Source organism: Dictyobacter sp. Z7_2 (assembly GCF_057551105.1).
Window position 1 is genome coordinate 4,711,422 of sequence record NZ_BAAJPE010000002.1, and the last position, 16,348, is coordinate 4,727,769.

The 16,348-nt window shown below is 52.8% G+C and carries 15 protein-coding genes; 11 read left to right on the plus strand and 4 right to left on the minus strand.

Annotation, left to right across the window (positions count from 1 at the left end; all coding sequences use genetic code 11):
* Positions 1-2: 2 nt before the first annotated feature.
* On the minus strand, positions 3-1,037 hold the full coding sequence (locus tag AC27N8_RS33090; RefSeq protein WP_487073584.1) for a Gfo/Idh/MocA family protein: 1,035 nt from the start codon (positions 1,035-1,037) through the stop codon (positions 3-5).
* Between the two features lie 148 nt (positions 1,038-1,185).
* Here AC27N8_RS33090 and AC27N8_RS33095 point away from each other — a divergent pair, with 148 nt between their 5' ends.
* From AC27N8_RS33095 to AC27N8_RS33135, 9 genes are all read left to right on the plus strand, one after another.
* Positions 1,186-1,785 (plus strand): hypothetical protein, encoded by a 600-nt coding sequence (locus AC27N8_RS33095; protein WP_487073586.1) that lies wholly within the window; start codon positions 1,186-1,188, stop codon positions 1,783-1,785.
* A gap of 50 nt (positions 1,786-1,835) precedes the next feature.
* Positions 1,836-2,876: a GNAT family N-acetyltransferase gene (locus AC27N8_RS33100; protein WP_487073588.1), complete on the plus strand. Its 1,041-nt coding sequence runs from the start codon at positions 1,836-1,838 to the stop codon at positions 2,874-2,876.
* 140 nt (positions 2,877-3,016) lie between these two features.
* The gene (locus tag AC27N8_RS33105) at positions 3,017-5,113 is read left to right on the plus strand and encodes a TerD family protein (protein WP_487073590.1); all 2,097 of its coding nucleotides are present in this window, start codon (positions 3,017-3,019) and stop codon (positions 5,111-5,113) included.
* Positions 5,114-5,494: 381 nt separating this feature from the next.
* A complete protein-coding gene (locus AC27N8_RS33110) occupies positions 5,495-6,223 on the plus strand; it encodes a DUF7873 family protein (protein ID WP_487073592.1) in 729 nt (242 codons plus the stop codon).
* 529 nt (positions 6,224-6,752) lie between these two features.
* Positions 6,753-7,730 (plus strand): DMT family transporter, encoded by a 978-nt coding sequence (locus AC27N8_RS33115; RefSeq protein WP_487073594.1) that lies wholly within the window; start codon positions 6,753-6,755, stop codon positions 7,728-7,730.
* 100 nt (positions 7,731-7,830) lie between these two features.
* Positions 7,831-8,595 carry a DUF2232 domain-containing protein gene (locus AC27N8_RS33120; RefSeq protein ID WP_487073596.1) on the plus strand — a complete coding sequence of 255 codons (765 nt, stop codon included), beginning with the start codon at positions 7,831-7,833 and terminating at the stop codon, positions 8,593-8,595.
* Complete coding sequence (locus AC27N8_RS33125) at positions 8,561-9,433, plus strand: energy-coupling factor transporter ATPase (protein WP_487073598.1); 873 nt, start codon at positions 8,561-8,563, stop codon at positions 9,431-9,433. The genes AC27N8_RS33120 and AC27N8_RS33125 overlap by 35 nt, the downstream gene beginning before the upstream one ends.
* Positions 9,426-10,301 carry an energy-coupling factor transporter ATPase gene (locus tag AC27N8_RS33130; RefSeq protein ID WP_487073600.1) on the plus strand — a complete coding sequence of 292 codons (876 nt, stop codon included), beginning with the start codon at positions 9,426-9,428 and terminating at the stop codon, positions 10,299-10,301. The genes AC27N8_RS33125 and AC27N8_RS33130 overlap by 8 nt, the downstream gene beginning before the upstream one ends.
* A 454-nt stretch (positions 10,302-10,755) precedes the next feature.
* Complete coding sequence (locus AC27N8_RS33135) at positions 10,756-11,541, plus strand: TIGR01458 family HAD-type hydrolase (protein WP_487073602.1); 786 nt, start codon at positions 10,756-10,758, stop codon at positions 11,539-11,541.
* 10 nt (positions 11,542-11,551) lie between these two features.
* Here the strand turns inward: AC27N8_RS33135 and AC27N8_RS33140 are convergent, their stop codons facing one another.
* Positions 11,552-12,454, minus strand: a complete 903-nt coding sequence (locus tag AC27N8_RS33140) for a helix-turn-helix transcriptional regulator (RefSeq protein ID WP_487073604.1) — start codon at positions 12,452-12,454, stop codon at positions 11,552-11,554.
* A 177-nt stretch (positions 12,455-12,631) separates the two neighbouring features.
* On the opposite strand from AC27N8_RS33140, the gene AC27N8_RS33145 reads away from it, so the two are divergent.
* Positions 12,632-13,576, plus strand: coding sequence for a zinc-binding dehydrogenase (locus tag AC27N8_RS33145; RefSeq protein ID WP_487073606.1), 945 nt, complete (start codon positions 12,632-12,634; stop codon positions 13,574-13,576).
* Between the two features lie 249 nt (positions 13,577-13,825).
* Here AC27N8_RS33145 and AC27N8_RS33150 read toward each other — a convergent pair whose 3' ends face one another.
* Together AC27N8_RS33150 and AC27N8_RS33155 are read right to left on the minus strand one after the other, a co-directional pair.
* Entirely contained in the window at positions 13,826-14,629 is an 804-nt protein-coding gene (locus AC27N8_RS33150) for an SDR family NAD(P)-dependent oxidoreductase (RefSeq protein ID WP_487073608.1), read from the minus strand.
* 138 nt (positions 14,630-14,767) lie between these two features.
* Positions 14,768-15,139 carry a hypothetical protein gene (locus AC27N8_RS33155; RefSeq protein WP_487073610.1) on the minus strand — a complete coding sequence of 124 codons (372 nt, stop codon included), beginning with the start codon at positions 15,137-15,139 and terminating at the stop codon, positions 14,768-14,770.
* A gap of 130 nt (positions 15,140-15,269) precedes the next feature.
* Here AC27N8_RS33155 and AC27N8_RS33160 point away from each other — a divergent pair, with 130 nt between their 5' ends.
* The gene (locus AC27N8_RS33160; protein ID WP_487073612.1) at positions 15,270-16,301 is read left to right on the plus strand and encodes an energy-coupling factor transporter transmembrane component T family protein; all 1,032 of its coding nucleotides are present in this window, start codon (positions 15,270-15,272) and stop codon (positions 16,299-16,301) included.
* Positions 16,302-16,348 lie beyond the last annotated feature (47 nt).

A 16,348-nucleotide genomic window follows, 5' to 3' on the forward strand; every position in this document is an offset into this window, starting at 1 on the left:
AATCACAGGTCCGTAATCGCCACTTTCAGACCCGTTTCAGCACTTTTGATTGCTCCAAACACCATCGCCAGACTCTGCATATTATCTGCTGCTGCCGTCTCGGGCTGCGTGCCGCGCTGGATACAATCGAAGAACTCGGCGATAATTCCTGCATGGCCTCCGACGTTGCCGCCTGCATACGCTGGAATCTCGGCCTCGCGATACCTGGGACTGAAGCCATCCAGACTCTCGACGATCTGCGCCTGCGCTTGATCACCACCATTCCAGAGAGCACTTCCATCCTGACCAATGAAGCGCCAATCGCACTCCCAGCTTGTCGGCAGACCATTCGCGCACCAGCTCCCGCGATAGGTGTAGACCAGTCCATTCGACATCTCGAAGATCGCGATCGCCGAAGCATCCTGATCGTACCAGGAGCCCGCTGGATTCCATTCATGGCAGTACACGGAGACTGGATCTGCTCCTGTCAGCAAACGAGCGGCATCAAATGAATGGATCGCCATATCCAGCAACAGCACATGTCGCATATTATCGCGGAAGCCGCCGAAATGCGCCGGTATGTAGAAATCGCTATTGACAGTTGTCAAAGCTCCCAACGCGCCCGATCCCAGGAAGGATGTCACGCGCCGGATGTTCTGATCATAGCGACGGTTCTGGATCACCGCAAAAATCTTATTCGCCTTCTGAGCCGCCGCAACCATCTCACGAGCGTGCTCCATCGAATCAGCCAGCGGCTTTTCGCTCAGGACATGACAGCCATGCGCGAGCGCTTGCATCGTCACCGTGTAGTGCGCTTCCGGGATGGTACAGTTGAAGACCGCATCGGCATCTGTCTGCTTGAAGACGTCCTCAAGATCTGTGCCAGTGACCGCATCCGTCAGATGATAAGTCGCCGCCTGCTTCTGCGCGGCCGCCTCGATCACATCAACCAGCCCGACAATCTCCACCTCTGGGATGCTGAGGGCCGCTTTGAGCCATGCGTTGCTCATGTTGCCACATCCCACCAGAATCGTACGAATAGAACCTTGATTGTGCATCGTCAAATTTCTCCCCTGATAAAAGTGATACTGCCTGTCAGTTTATCACAGGACGATGGGGTTATTTCCCAAATGGCAGGATAATTTCCTGCTATGATATGCTAATGGAGTCGTTGTTACCTCCCAAAGATGCTGGATGGAATGTCTCATGAAAAAGCTGGCTATGTCTTCTGCTCCCAGGACAAATGGACGCTTTGATTGGAGCGGTTGGTTGAAAATATTTGTGATTATCGCCCTGATCGTTGGCTTGACATTGATGTTAACTTCGTCGGCGAGCCGACCTGTGTCTGCCAACCGGTCTGTACAGGTTCCCGTGGATTATAGCGATCCAAGCGCGATCTGTACCTATGCGCTCAGCATTAAGACACATATCCACATGCATCTATCCATCTACGTCGATAATCAGCGGATTATCATTCCAGGAGGAGTCGGCATCCATGTTGGTCATGGCCGTACCTGCTATTACTGGCTGCATACGCATAATAGTAGTGGCGTTGTGCACGTTGAGGCTCCCAGCCCACATACATTTGTCCTGGGCGATTTTCTACGCATTTGGGGCGAGCATTTCCAGCAGCAAGGATATCCCGCGCAGCTTAATCAACCTGGCTGGCAGGTCTACGTCAATGGCAAAACAGCTTCCAGCGACTTCTCTCATCTGCCCTTGAGCGAACGCCTGCTGGTTACACTGGCCTATCACAGCCCGCAGATCCAGCCCGATACAACGTATAACTGGCCCGGAAACTATTGATTAATTAATGAATGTGACAAAAAGATTATTTTGCGAGGAGGCAACGTTTGATGAGTGCTCAGGATTTTGTGGTTGTGCCCGCGACGCGTGAGAAGTTTGGAGCTATCCGTGAGCTTTTGCAGGCGCAGCAGAGGCGCTGGCATGCGCTTGATGGGCGTCTGGAGGCTGATCTGTCGGAGGATCTGATCTCGCGTTGGTTGGTGGTGCCTGAAAAATCTGATGATGAGCGTGCATTGATGGTTCTAAATGATCAGGGAGATGTGCGTGGCTATGTTCGTGTGGGCGTCTGGAACATTGAGCCTGGGGATGGGATGCTGGCCTTTTTTACGTCGCGCAATGGGATGGCTGAGGCTCTGGCCTTGCCCGATCCCACGGATGCCGATGCACTTTCTGTGGCCGATGCTCTACTGACAGCCTGGAGTGAGCAATGGCATGGCATGCGGACGTTGGGAGATATCTTTCGCTGGCCGTGTTGTGATCTGCACTGGTTGGAGGGCCTCTTGCTGACGCATGGCTTCATTGTGGATAGTGATCTTGTTACGCGTACAACTGCTCCACTCCCTGCTGCTCAACATGAGGCAGCGCCAGATTTGCATGCACGACTGGCCCTCCCGACCGACGAAGAGGCTCTGGTGGCACTATTTATAGAGGAACTCCTTTTTCACGTGCCGTATACACCTTTTGTCCGCATGAGTGAGAATGTTGAACGTGACTTCCGCAAGCGCTTGTTGCCTCTCTGGGCCGGCGACAGCCCTGAAGATGGAGCTCCGCTTGTGGTCGTGGTCGAGCGTGACGGTGTTCCGATCGCGATGTCTGAAAATGCTCTCTCGGTGGTGGATGAGGATGACTATCCACGTTTCTTGCCGCACGGTCGCTATGGGTATCTTAATAACGTTTCCGTCAGCCAGTCGGCTCGCGGTCAGGGCGTGGGACGTCTCCTGACGCAGGCTACCTTTGATGCTTTCGCTGCGTACGCAGTAGAAGGCTATTATCTCTGGTATAGTCTGACCAATCCCTTATCTGTCCCCTTCTGGCTCCATATGGGCTTTCAGCCACTCTGGCGTACTTATCAGCATCGTCATGGTGAGTAGGATAGGACCTCTCCATCAGCAAAGGGAAGAAATACAATGTCTCGGCCTTTTTCTATATAAATTTTGTTCTATATATGCTATAGTCATCTTTGCCGAGATTGATTTATATTCTTCCCTGCTCTTTTTTGAATGGATGAAAGATGTTACAAAAGATAATTAAAAGGACTTTGCGCGTACCTGTCTTATCGCATACGCCAGGCGAGGGTGAAGGCGTGACGCGGCAACTCGATGTGGCGCTGATGAATGTGGGATTTAAGCTTTCCGCACAGTTGTTTGATCATTTATCGCAGCAACATCCAAGCAGTGTCATCGAGACGGGACAGGCAGTGCTGGCGGCCGTCAAAGAACTTGTGGGGGAGCACGTTGAGCATAATGTCTACTTCATTGATTTCCCCACGCATGTGCCAGAGATGACAGATTTCTGGATCACTGAAGTTGTCCGCTTTTTGTTCACGGGCGAAACACGTTATGGACGCTATCAGCACTCCTATGAAGAGATGCTGGCACATCACGACGAATTCATTACAGAATATAAAGACAAGGTCACGCTGCTCCATCTGGGCAAGACGCTGCCGGAGGAACAACTGGATCTGTATTATCAACTGGCGCGGAGCCCGATTCCGCTCAATAATGCGGACAGCGAGCTTATTAAGGAGCTGGCAGAGGCGTGCGTGGACGATCCATCACCGGGATATATCGCGATGAGAGAGACAAAGGCGCTGATCAACGCAGTTCTCATCAAGCATCATCGACAGATCCAGGTTGATACCAGCACCGACATCTTGCGGCTTGCCTGTGCCTTATCCGCTGGCGATGTCTCCTTGCAGGAACCGACACGCTTTGTCTCTTTGAGCAGGGTCGTGCGTCGAACCTTACTTCAGGATCTCAGTGCGATTATTCAGCGTGCACCGCAGCAACTCGCTGATGTGCATCGCCATCGCGAGCCCTGGAAACGCCTGGGAGAGCGCATCCATCCTCATGAATATCCGCGCTACCAGGGAGCTCAAGACGTCTTTGCGGTCGCCCGTGGCGAGAAAGCTGTTCGCACGTTCGAGTCCCAGATAGAGGAGGCGTTTCACAGTCAGGATATGCTGGCGACGATGCAGCTTCTCGCGCTGAGCCCGGGCGTTTTCGTGCGCAATATCGATCGCTTGCTGCGCCACACCTCTCCACACGAGCGTGAGCTGCTCCTGACGGCTTTCCAGGATATGGTAAGCAACGTTTCAGGACGCGTGCTCCTCTCGCTGCGCGAGCATCTACAGAACCGGACCGCGAAAAGACCGAGCCGGCTCTTTATCAATCGCAAAGGGACAGCCTGGGTAACCTCCGATAAGCTCGTTTCATTTGATGAGGCCAGCGTGCACAAGTTCACCAATCTGCTCGATCAGGAAATTTTGCGACGCTTGCCACCGCGACAACGTCTGATAGTCGATCCCGAGATCAGGTCGCTGGCGATCCCGTTGTCCAGCAAGAACCAGGGCAACGGCTTTGGCATCATGCCGCGTGGCTCTATCGTGCCTGTGGAGGCGGAGATTTTACGCTTCTTCATCTACTGGAAGCAGAAAACCGAAAGCACCGATTATGATCTCTCGGCCATTATTCTCGACGAGAATTATACCTATCTTGATCATCTTTCCTATACGAATCTTGCATCGGTTGGAGGAATCCATAGCGGCGACCTTACCGATGCGACCGATGGAGCATCTGAGTTCATCGATATAGACCTGAGTAAAGTGCGTGGTAGATATATCATTCCACTGGTGAACATCTTTAGCGGTGAAAAATTTACTGAGGTTGCAGAATGCTTCTTTGGCATGATGGCACGTACATATGAGCAAAAAGGGAAGCCATTTGAGGCAGCGACTGTGCGCATAAAATCGGATATACGTGGAAGCGGTCGCGTATCATTGCCTCTGGCGTTTATCCGCGGGGAGGATGGAAGCTGGTCTGCCAAATGGCTCCATCTCTATCTCACCGGGACGCCCAATTACAATCGGGTCGAAGAGAACGCCGGGCACGCCAGTCTGATGACTCAGGCCGTGATTGAGCGTTCCTATCTGACACTGGAGTATCTGATTGATCTCATGAGACAAAAATCAGCTGATTTTTCCTGGCAGGCAAACGATGTTGAGATGTCCCCGGCAGATACCTTTGTTGGTTTGCAAAGACCTGATGCCAGTCTTGAGCAATCATCTATCTATACGCTGCAAAATCTGCACGAATTACTGCCATCTTAACATTGACAATAGCGTCACTGAAGCGTAAAATGCTCATGAAGGCCATTGGTAGGCTTCCTTCTATTGCCAAATAGTCTATCAGCTCTCCTTCATCGTAAAAAAGCGTCGCTCGATCAGGGGCGACGCTTTTTGCATTGACAATAGCGGCGCAGAAGCGTAAAATGCCCATGAAGGCCATTGGTAGGCTTCCTTCTACTTCTTTTTAGGTAAGTAGCCTATCAGCTCTCCTTCATCGCAAAAAAACGTCGCTCAATCAGGGGCGACGTTTTTTTGCACCAAATATGCAACATTGGTGGGCAGATAAGTTGACAATATTGGTTATACTGGTAAGATATTATCTCTGTATTTGAACATAAAGATCTTTGAGGATAAGAACGAAGAATGAAATTAAATCAAGTTATCGCGATTGAAAAAGGAACGAAGGGTCGTTCTTTACAGGATTTGACTGAGGCTCATCATAATTTGCAGAAGGCGACGCTTTTATCTGGTATCTCGCGTACCTATCGACCGAAGGACGAGGACGGCGATCCGTTGCCACCAGAGTCGACGCGTGTGCAGCTGCGGGCCGAAGATGTTATCCGGTCCACATCTGAGACGCTGACGAAGTTGTTTGACGTGGTGGCGACCAAGGATTGGGCTAATTGTGAGGCCAAGGCCGATGTGGTCGTGGATGGTAAGGTGCTGCTGGCACAGGTACCGGCCACCTATCTGCTCTTCTTGGAGAAGCAGCTGGTTGATCTGTACACCTTTGTCAAGAAGTTACCAGTACTGGACGCCTCTGAAAGCTGGGTCTTTGATGCCTCCGCCGATTGCTGGGCCACCGAGCCAGTCTCGACGCTCAAAACGAAGAAGATTCCGCGTAACCACGTCAAGGCGGCCGCCACCGATAAGCATCCAGCGCAGGTCGAGGTCTATTATGAGGATGTGCCGATCGGTAGCTGGCGCACGGTCAAGTTTTCGGGATCGCTACCGGCACGCCGTATCAATGAGCTTGTTGACCGTGTCGAGAGGCTGCAAGAGGCGGTCAAGTTTGCACGCGAAGAGGCCAATAATCGCGATGTCACCGAGCAAAAAATCGGTGCCAGTGTTTTTAACTATCTCTTCAGCTAAATAAAGCTTGCTTTTTGGGGAGTTTTGCACTAAAATAGGCGTCGGAGTAGAGACTTATATTCAAACTGAGTTTTATGGCAAACACGTACAGGGCAGGTTCGAATCCTGCACCCGCCATACGCGGCGGGGTAGCCCAGTGGCAGAGGCAACGTGCACGCTCCCCCAGGATGAGATTATTACTCCAAGCTCAACATTCGCCGTCGAACGCCAAATCAAGAACGGAAGTCGAATTCACGTCGAGATGCTAGTGCAATTCTGGCCCGGTCTGCCGATGTTTTTCATCGCTCGCTTACCCATATATAGGCCGGTAGTTCATTTAGAAGAACGCGCACGTATACTAAACTGAACTTACGTTTAAACGCTGTTGGTGTGTGCAAATGGATGGCACCCTCTTAATAGGGAAATGGGGGCCGAGGCAGGCTACGCTTCGGCCCTTTCTTCTTTTTCATTTCCTCATTTTTGTGTCATAATGATGGAGCTTGATTTTTTTGCCCCATCCTGGCGATGGATTGAGAAAAAGGTATCTATATTGCTCTCTCCTCTCTTCATTTTGCGCGCTAAAGCTGGTAAATCTCGTAGCATCCTGCTGGGCATTGTGGCCTCACTTTTTTTTGCAGTCACCTTTATTTTGAATCACGCCATGAATCTGGCCGGTGGCAGCTGGATCTGGAGTGCTTCACTCCGCTTTCTCTTTATGCTTCCTTTCTTGTTGCTGATCGTGATCAGTCGTAAAAATCTGACCCCTCTGTTGCGGGATATGCGCCAGCACTTCTGGGCGTGGTTCATCTGGAGCATGATCGGCTTCGGTTTATTTTATGCACCGATCAGCTTCGCGTCGGCCTTTGAGCCCGGCTGGCTGACGGCTGGTACCTGGCAGGTGACCATTATTGCCGGCACGTTGCTGGTCCCTTTCTTCTCCGAAACATTGATGACTGTCGATGGTCCTGTACGACGGCGTAGACGTTTGCCCTATAAGGAACTTTGGCTCTCGTTGATCATCTTGTTGGGCGTGGTGATCATGCAGGTTGATCAGATTACAACGATTGCCGTACGAGATGTCATCTTCGGCATCGTGCCCGTTATCGTCGCCGCCTTTGCCTATCCGCTGGGCAATCGGAAGATGATGGAGGTCACTGGCGGCAACTTCGACGTCTATCAACGTATCCTCGGCATGACTCTCTGTAGCTTGCCGCTCTGGCTACTGCTGGCCGTCTATGGTCTCCTCAGCGTTGGACCTCCAAGTGAGGGACAGACGTTGCAAGCGCTGATTGTCGCCATCTCGTCGGGGATCATCGCAACAACTCTGTTCTTTACCGCCACCGATCAGGCCAAAGGCGATGTACGGAAACTGGCCGCCGTTGAAGCCACGCAGGCTGGCGAGGTCCTCTTTACCTTGATCGGAGAGATGCTCTTGCTCTCCACGGCCCTGCCATCGCTCTTTTCGTTGTTCGGTATCCTACTGGTGATTGCCGGCATTATCTTGCATAGTCTGGCCGAACTTACGTAGCATTGCTACTTTGCTGGGAGAGTAGCTAGAGTTGATCTGATGCTGTATAGTGTGGGTGGTGATGTATATCGATCGCTAATCAGGCAGAGTAAGAGGTAGGATGTTTCGAAATCTGACCGCAATTGAAATTGCTGAAGGGGCTTTGCTGGCTGATATAGCCGTGGTGTTTCATTTTTTGTCGGTCTTTTTGCCGATAGGCTCACATATCTTTTCGGAGCTAAACTTTACGATCTTTACGATCCTGGTGCTGCGGCGCGGAGGCTATGTGGGTGTGATAGGGATGGGTGTGGCTCTTTTTCTATTATGCGTATTGGTGGGTCCGCAGTCGATTTTTTCGATGGTGGCTGAAGGCTGTGGAGGTATCTTCCTCGGATATACGATGAAACGTCGCTTTCATCCCCTGCTGATATGGGGGCTCGGGATGGCCTGTGGAACGCTGTTCACCTATTTCTTTATCCTGGGCTTCAGCTGGCTGTCAGGGGTGGGATTGGGTGTGTATCTGCATAGCGCCCAACATGCGTATCAAGCCGCGACGAAGTTTTTCGCCTGGTTAGCACAGCTGTGGGGTTATGAGACGGCCTGGCGGTCTCAGATCTATCCGCAAGTGAATGCCGTGGTGAGTTGGAGCTTTCAACATTGGACACTGGCGTTGCTGGGCTTTATTCTGATCGCCTCTTGCCCAATTGTCGCTGCTACCTATGCATTCAGTAATGTGCTGGCAATGATACTTGGCTATGATGTGCAGCCTTTTATTGGCCGACATCTGGGGTATTTTCAGAAAGCGTTCAAGGAGCATATGGCTCGCAGGATAGGAGAGGACGAGGACAACGATGAAGCAGCATCCGATGACGCCGCCTTTGATTGATATCCAGGGGATCACCTATCGCTATCCTGTCCAGCGTCTGACGCTGCTGGAGAAGCAGGCATCTGATCCCGCGTTGAATGCGGTGAGCTTGCAGGTTCAGCAGGGTGAGTATGTGGCGGTGTTGGGACATAATGGCAGCGGAAAATCGACGCTCGCTCGCCATTGCAACGCCTTGCTGCTGCCGGATGAGGGCTCCGTTTTTGTCGATGGCATGGATACACGTGATGTGACGAAGCAGTCTCTGATCCGGGCGCGTGTGGGGATGATCTTCCAGAATCCAGATAACCAGTTGATTGCTACTGTGGTCGAGGATGATGTGGCCTGGGGCTTGACGGTGCTTGGCTTTCCTGCCGCTGAGATTCGCCAGCGTGTCAATGAGGCATTAGAGGCGGTCGGCATCACCCATTTGAGATATCTGCCGCCGCATAAATTGTCGGGGGGACAGCGTCAACGGCTGGCCGTGGCAGGCATTCTGGCGCTGCGTCCGCGCTGTATCGTGGCGGACGAAGCAACCTCGATGCTAGATCCGGTCTCACGTCAGGAGATTGGGCAACTGTTTTCCTACCTGCATCGCGAACTGGGATTGTCGATTATGATCGTGACTCATCTATTGGAGGAGGCAACTCTGGCGGATCGCGTTGTGCTGATGGAGCATGGACAGATCATCGATCAAGGGACTCCAGCGCAGATGTTTACCGATCTGGCCCGCTTGAAAGCACTCAAGTTGATCGTCCCTGATCCGCTGGAGCTGGCGGCCCGCTTGCGTGCCAGTGGTTTTTCGATCACCGAGGACGCGATCACGATCGAAGCGATCGCGCAGGAGATTGCTCATGCCTGACACAATCATCTGTGTAGAGCATCTCTCGCATAGGTACGCGACCCCGCCGGTGCCGAAACTGGCCCTGGATGATGTCAGCCTACAGATCGTTCGTGGGACATGCGTCGCGATCATTGGCGTCAATGGATCGGGCAAATCGACGCTGGTCCAGCATTTCAACGGCCTGCTGCGACCCTCGAGCGGATCAGTTGTCGTCGACGGCATCGACGTTGGTGCGCGTCGCTCTGATCTGCGCGTGTTACGGCAGCAGGTCGGTCTCTTGTTCCAGTTTCCAGAGTCCCAGATTTTTGCCTCGACCGTCTTTGCCGATGTCGCCTTTGGTCCGCAGCGCATGCATCTGGACGAAAAAGAGGTCAAGCGGCGCGTGCGTGCGGCTTTGGAGATTGTTGGCTTGCCGTTTCGTGACTATGCTGATCGCTCGCCGTTTGAGTTGAGTGGAGGTCAACGTCGGCGGGTTGCCCTGGCTGGCATTCTCTCGATGGCCCCTCGCATCCTGATCCTGGACGAGCCGACCGTCGGCCTCGATGGCGAGGCCCGTATGGACTTTTATACCTATCTTGAGCGCGTGCGTCGTGATCAGGGCGTCACGATTATCCTGATATCGCATGACATGGCTGAAGTCGCAGCTATTGCCGATCAACTTTACATCCTGCACCAGGGGAAATTAGTCATGGAAGGTACGCCGCGTAGCGTCTTCGCGCAGAGCGAGCAGCTTCAGCGCTGGGATCTCGTTGTGCCATCGCTGCATGCACTCTTTGCCATTCTGAGGCAGCAAGGAATTGCCATCCCTGAAGGCATCCTCAACATCGATGAGGCCTGCGACTTCTTACAAGCCTGGCGGCAAAAAAGACAGCTTCCGGATGGCTGATCCATCCAGAAGCTGAGACAGATCGACATCAACCACGTGGATCAATGGACCTGAGCGAGCACAGACGTCAATCCAGGGAAGTCCTTGCAGGCATGCCACGCCTCAAGGTCGCACGATCAGGTACGGCCTGCCTGCGTGGGCATACGGCATTGGACTGATGAGGATCGGACGTTTGTTTGAGCTGTGTTCGATAAAGTCGAACATATGTATTATACCATACTTTTCTTAGATGCTAAACAAAGTATCCATGCCAGAGTATAATTCATTTGTTGCAAGCAGAAAGGTGTCGAGCGAAGCGAAGACCCCGTAGCGTCGCACGCTCGCGTGCGATGTCCCAGTGGCTCGTACGAGACAGCCCGATCCTGGCACGCAACGCTGGCCGGCCTGATCGTACGTCGAGTGGGACATCGCACGCGAGCGTGCGACGCTACCGCTCGTCAGAAGGAGCTCAAAGATGCAAACGATACGCGGTGTTTTGTCAGATATTGATGGCGTATTACATATCAGCATGCAGCCGATCGCAGGAGCTGCTGAGGCGTTGACATGGCTGGAGCAGCAGGGATATGCAACCTATTTTGTCAGTAATACCACTGTCATGGCGCGTGCAACGCTGGCCCAGAGGTTGCAGCAGGTCGGTCTCCCCGTGACGGAAGATCGTCTGATTACAGCGCCAGTCGCCGCTGCCAACTATATCCGACAAAACTATCCTGGCAAGCGCTGCTGGCTATTGACCAAGGGCGATACCGCTCGTGATTTTGCTGGCATCGATCTGGTGGAGACACGCGCCGATGTGATCGTGATCGGCGGCGCCGAGGAATTGTTATCCTATGAAGCCATGAACGCCGCCTTCAGGATGCTCATGGATGGTGCGACGTTGCTGGCTTTACATAAAAATATGTATTGGAAGACCCAGGCTGGCTTGCAGCTTGATAGCGGTCCATTTGTCCGCGCCCTGGAGATCGCCAGCGGCAAGGACGCTCTGGTGCTTGGCAAGCCAGAGCGGGCCTTCTTTGAGCAGGCGCTCAAGGCCATCGGTTGCTCGGCTGACGAGACGATCATGGTCGGGGACGACATCGAAAATGACGTTGGCGGAGCTCAGAAAGCAGGCTTGCGAGGTATCCTTGTCTGTAGTGGCAAGCATCAAGCCGACTCGCCCCTCCTCCAGCGGATCACGCCCGACGCTATCCTGCCTTCGCTGGCCGATCTGCCTGCCTGGCTGCAAAAGCAAGCGGGCAGGTGACTGCTCGGCGCTATTGGGTGATGGGAATGTTTTCTGCCTCATCGGAAGACGGGTGGCCCATTGGCAGGCCTGACTCAAGAGTGAGTAGTCGCTCGATTTTCTCGGCAGTTCCAGAGTTGCTACGCGGCGTGTGCATCAGTAGTCGCAGATAGTGGCAATCGACCGTCTGAAACCAGAGAAAATCAAAGGCCAAATCGCCCACCAGCGGATGATGCAGTGTTTGATGCCCTTCTGAGACGTTGAGCACATCATGATGTGTCCATAACTCCCGAAACTTTGGACTGATCCGGGAGAGCTCGGCGATTTGTGTTGCCCACCAGGGATCATTGATGAAACGGCCATAGGCAGCGCGAAATTGTGCCAGATACACGCGGGCTAGCTCCTCCCACTCCTCATTTGCTTGCCACACAGATGAAGTGAACAATTGCCAGATCAAGTTCCGTTCTTGTGAGGTGCGTGTGGCGACGTCACCAAAAACGACACAATAGGCCGCATTCCCCTCTACGACGTTCAAACGAGCATCAACGATGCACGCTGGGATGGCTCCAAGTTGGGTGAGAAGCTGCTGAAAGGTGGAGCTGATCGTCGGTGGTGAGAACATCTCAACTGGAGGAGGCTGTCTGAGAGCGAGCAAAAATACATGGACGCGTTCGTTCGCATCCAGTTGTAAGGCGCTAGCCAGACGTCCCAACACGTGCGCGGAGACGTGAATATCTCGTCCCTGCTCCAGCCAGGTATACCACTCCGGGCTGACTCCGGCCAGTAGAGCCACTTCGCCTCGGCGTAAGCCCGGGGTCCGTCTGCGTGTCCCCCCTGGTAATCCCGCCTGCTCTGGTGAGACGCGAGCGCGGCGGCTCCGTAAGAACTGTGCTAATTCGTGATGACGATCTAACTCCAATTGCTTTATAGGCATGCAACACCTTCCGCTCTGTTGTGCGATCGGAAACTAGGATTGCTAGTTCCGGGATAAACGCTTCTCTCGTCAAAATCTGCCTCTCATTATACACTAGTGGCAGATGAGGTGAAGTGAGTAAACCTTGCGTCTAATGGGGAAGTTCCTCCATGATTATCAGAGAAAAGGAAAAGATATATGAGCTCAATACGTGCGATTGTCGTTGATCCTGAGGTTCCAGAGAGGCTGGTCCTCAAAGAGGTCGAAGCACCTCAGGCTGGCCCAGCGGAAGCACTGGTTCAGGTTGATAGCGTTTCGTTGAATCGAGGAGAAGTAGTGTTTGCTATGATGGCCGAAGCGGGTACCCGTTTCGGTTGGGATCTGGCTGGAACCGTCATTGCGCAGGCGGCGGATGGGTCAGGGCCGAAAGTTGGGAGTCGCGTGATAGCTCTGGTTAATTCAGCTTCATGGTCTGAGCAGGTGGCGGTTCCAACGAACAGGCTGGCCGAAATTCCCGACAGCTTGACGTTTGCTCAGGCGGCCACCTTACCGACAGCTGGACTTACGGCGCTTTGGGCGCTTGAGAAAGGAGGCTTGCTCTTGCACAGGCGCGTATTAATTACTGGTTCTACTGGCGGAGTGGGACTGTTCGCGCATCAGCTCGCCCGGCTTGGCGGTGCCTATATTGTCGGCACGGCACGTGATGCTCGCAACGAGGCAGTCGTACAAGAAGCGGGAGCCGATGAGGTGATTGTAGGGGAAGATCTTGAGCCTGCGCGGGCCTATGGCCCGTACCAGTTGATTATCGAGTCGCTTGGTGGAAAGGCTTTGGCGAGCGCGTTCTCTCTATTGGCACCAGGAGGAACCTGCGTCACATTGGGCTGGTCAGCATCTACAGAAGTTACCCTTGATGCCAGGAATTTCGTAGTTGCCGGAGGAGTCACTCTTTACAAGCTGAGGATGTTTGCAGAATTAGATCGTCGTGCTGCATCTGAAGATCTGGCCTGGCTGGCACAACTGGTTGCCGAGCGGCGCTTGCGCACGTCAATCGAGGTGGAGGCTTCCTGGCACGACATCAGTGAGGTCGCGCAACGCTTGCTACAAAGACAATTCACCGGTAAAGCAGTTCTACATCTGGAGTAGAGAGTCCTGAAGCTGCCAGAATCTTCAGTCGCATGACTGCCATATGTGCCTTCTGACTGCTCAACTTTTATGTGAGGGTAGGCATGGACATCGCCGATGATCGATCTAACGGGGTCCGTTAACATCGAACTTTTTTGTCCATGCCCATATGGTTTTTCATATAGTTTTTCTTCGGCGAAGAGGTTGTAAAAATTCATGCTCATCGTATTTGCATCATTGCTGAAAGCCAAACACCTCTCTGAGATGCCTTCAAGGCAAGTAACTACCACCGCCAACCGCGAGATAGTTGCCGGTAAGATAGCTGGCCTCATCAGTCGCTAGCAACAGAATAGCTCCGGCGATATCCTCTGGCTGCCCAATCCGACGTAAAGGCAGGGTAGCGCCAACCTGCTGCAACCGCTCAGACATGACTTCTGTTGATGAATCCGTCTCAGTCAGACCCGGTGCCACTACATTGACGCGGATACCATGAGGACCAAGTTCGCAGGCCAGCACTTTCATCAGTGCTTCAACCGATGCTTTGCCTGCGGCATGTGCTCCACTTCCAGGCGGCGTTTTCCGAGCGATCAGACTACTAACCGCAATGAGATTCCCATGTTTTCGCTCAATCATGAGGGGAGCCAGGACGCGTGCGGGATGATAAACACCCGCCAGTTCACCTAATACTACGTCCTGATACGCTTCCCAATTTGATTCGAGGAAAGAACCAAAGAGCGCTGAGTTATCGTGGACGGCTGTAGCATTCATCACGCACGTATCGATTGGTCCTAGTTGTTGTTCAACAACCTCCACCATTGCCAGAATCTGAGCTGGATTATCGATGCTCGCTTGCACCGCAAGCGCACGCCCCCCGTCGGCTTCAATGGATCTGACCACCTCCTTGGCACGCTCAGAACTGCTATGATAATTGACCGCGACGGCAGCACCATGGCGGGCAAACAGACGAGCGGTGGCCGCACCAATTCCTCGGCTTGCTCCCGTAATGAGTGCCACATGTCCCTGTAACAGTTGAGTTGGTCGTATCCCCGCGCCGTTGGTAAGGTTTTCTCTCATGCAATATTTCCTTTGCTAGATATCATCACTCCTGATAATCGTCGTTACCGTTTGTGGTCGTCCCAGACAGTTTCTCATAGAAAGCCGCAAGGCCTCGGACGTCTTCTGTGCCTGCACGGTTTTTTATATAGTTTTTCTTCAGCGCAGAGGTTGTAGAAATTCATGCTCATCGTATCTGCGTCCATTTTTCTCCGTCGCAGCAGGGCGGAAGAAGGTAAGGCGTTCGATGAGGCGCTTGCCTAAGGGTTTGCGCGGTGTCGTGTTGTCGTGTGGGGGAGTATCCAGGTTCCAGACGGTTTCGTGCAGGGTGATAATCTCCCGCACTTCGCTCTGGATCTGCTCCGGCAAGAGTTCATTGACCAGCGATAATGTGACTATCGCTGCTGCATCAACTTCGATACGTTTCAATGCACGTTCGGATGTCCCAGCAATATCCTGCTCGATACGCTTTTTTGCCTCTGTCAGATGTTGATAGACGCGCTCTTCTTTTTGTGCCTGTGTTTCCACCAAATTCTCAAGCCTCCAATCAGATATACTCACACATCTACTATATATAGTATACGGTTTCGAGACGAAAATCGATAGCCTCATCCTTATTTCTCTCTCGCCAGTGCTGCTCAACAATGGTATACTAGGCGCTATGATCAAGAACATGATGCCTGGCATATTTTATCCTGGTGACAGCCTGCTCCACCGCCTGCAAGCGCGTACCAAGCTGTTGACCATTGTTGTGCTGATAGTGATGTTGCTGATAGCCAACCAGAGGGAGTGGCACTTTGCCCCTTATATCGTGGCTGTGGCACTGATTATCTGCAGCGTGCTTTGCTCGGGAATTGGTTTTCGCGAGCTTGGGAGGAAGCTTGCCTTTCTTGTCATTTTAGTCTTTGTAAGCGTCTTGCTCTCGATCTTTGGATCGTCTTATGATAGCCCTGTGGTCTGGAAATTTGGTCCCTGGTACTTTTTAGGGGCGTTTATTCATCAGATCTTATTGATAGCCTCCTTTGTTCTGGGCGTCCTCTGGCTCTTGAGCTTGCTACCCTCGATCCGAGCCTGGTATCGCCGCCGTCTTTTATTGCACCTCCTCCAACGCATGCTCTTTTTGGTTATGCTGCTATCTTTCTTTTGTCTGTGGCTGGTAGGAAATGTGGCTCCTCAGCGCACTTTGACGTTTGGTCCGTTGGTGTTCACGCAGGATAGCATCTGGATCATGATGGTGAGCTTTGTCGTCTTCATGATCCTCTATACGAGCTCGATCCTGTTAACGATGACGACCAGTCCGGTCGCCCTCATTGAAGGATTGACCATCCTGCTCTCCCCCTTGCGACGCCTGAAGCTGCCGGTCGATGATTTTGCCCTGATGGCTTTGCTGGCTCTGCGCTTCATCCCTACTCTCATGGATGAGGGCGAGCAACTCCTCAAAGCTCAGATAGCTCGTGGTTCCGATGTCATGCATGGTAGCCTCAGGGAGCGCTTTCAAAGTCTGCTGATGTTTGTTCTTCCGCTTGTCCATGGCACATTGCGTCGCGCCGCCGAGCTGGCGACTGCCCTCGATGCGCGTGGCTTTCGCAGCGAGGGCGCACGGACCTTGCTCCATGAGCGACCACTGCAACGCCTTGATTATAGTGTACTCATCTTCGTTATCCTGATCGCAGCCAGCTCTTTTTTCTTCTAATATGCTTGTTGATTTCTATTAACTCATGTATACTGAGCTCGTCTGAT

Coding starts and splice junctions, on each gene's coding strand:
- AC27N8_RS33090 (WP_487073584.1), bottom strand. CDS start 1,037: ATGCACAATCAAGGTTCTATTCGTACGATTCTGGTGGGATGTGGCAAC.
- AC27N8_RS33095 (WP_487073586.1), top strand. CDS start 1,186: ATGAAAAAGCTGGCTATGTCTTCTGCTCCCAGGACAAATGGACGCTTT.
- AC27N8_RS33100 (WP_487073588.1), top strand. CDS start 1,836: ATGAGTGCTCAGGATTTTGTGGTTGTGCCCGCGACGCGTGAGAAGTTT.
- AC27N8_RS33105 (WP_487073590.1), top strand. CDS start 3,017: ATGTTACAAAAGATAATTAAAAGGACTTTGCGCGTACCTGTCTTATCG.
- AC27N8_RS33110 (WP_487073592.1), top strand. CDS start 5,495: ATGAAATTAAATCAAGTTATCGCGATTGAAAAAGGAACGAAGGGTCGT.
- AC27N8_RS33120 (WP_487073596.1), top strand. CDS start 7,831: ATGTTTCGAAATCTGACCGCAATTGAAATTGCTGAAGGGGCTTTGCTG.
- AC27N8_RS33125 (WP_487073598.1), top strand. CDS start 8,561: ATGAAGCAGCATCCGATGACGCCGCCTTTGATTGATATCCAGGGGATC.
- AC27N8_RS33130 (WP_487073600.1), top strand. CDS start 9,426: ATGCCTGACACAATCATCTGTGTAGAGCATCTCTCGCATAGGTACGCG.
- AC27N8_RS33135 (WP_487073602.1), top strand. CDS start 10,756: ATGCAAACGATACGCGGTGTTTTGTCAGATATTGATGGCGTATTACAT.
- AC27N8_RS33140 (WP_487073604.1), bottom strand. CDS start 12,454: ATGCCTATAAAGCAATTGGAGTTAGATCGTCATCACGAATTAGCACAG.
- AC27N8_RS33145 (WP_487073606.1), top strand. CDS start 12,632: ATGAGCTCAATACGTGCGATTGTCGTTGATCCTGAGGTTCCAGAGAGG.
- AC27N8_RS33150 (WP_487073608.1), bottom strand. CDS start 14,629: ATGAGAGAAAACCTTACCAACGGCGCGGGGATACGACCAACTCAACTG.
- AC27N8_RS33160 (WP_487073612.1), top strand. CDS start 15,270: ATGATCAAGAACATGATGCCTGGCATATTTTATCCTGGTGACAGCCTG.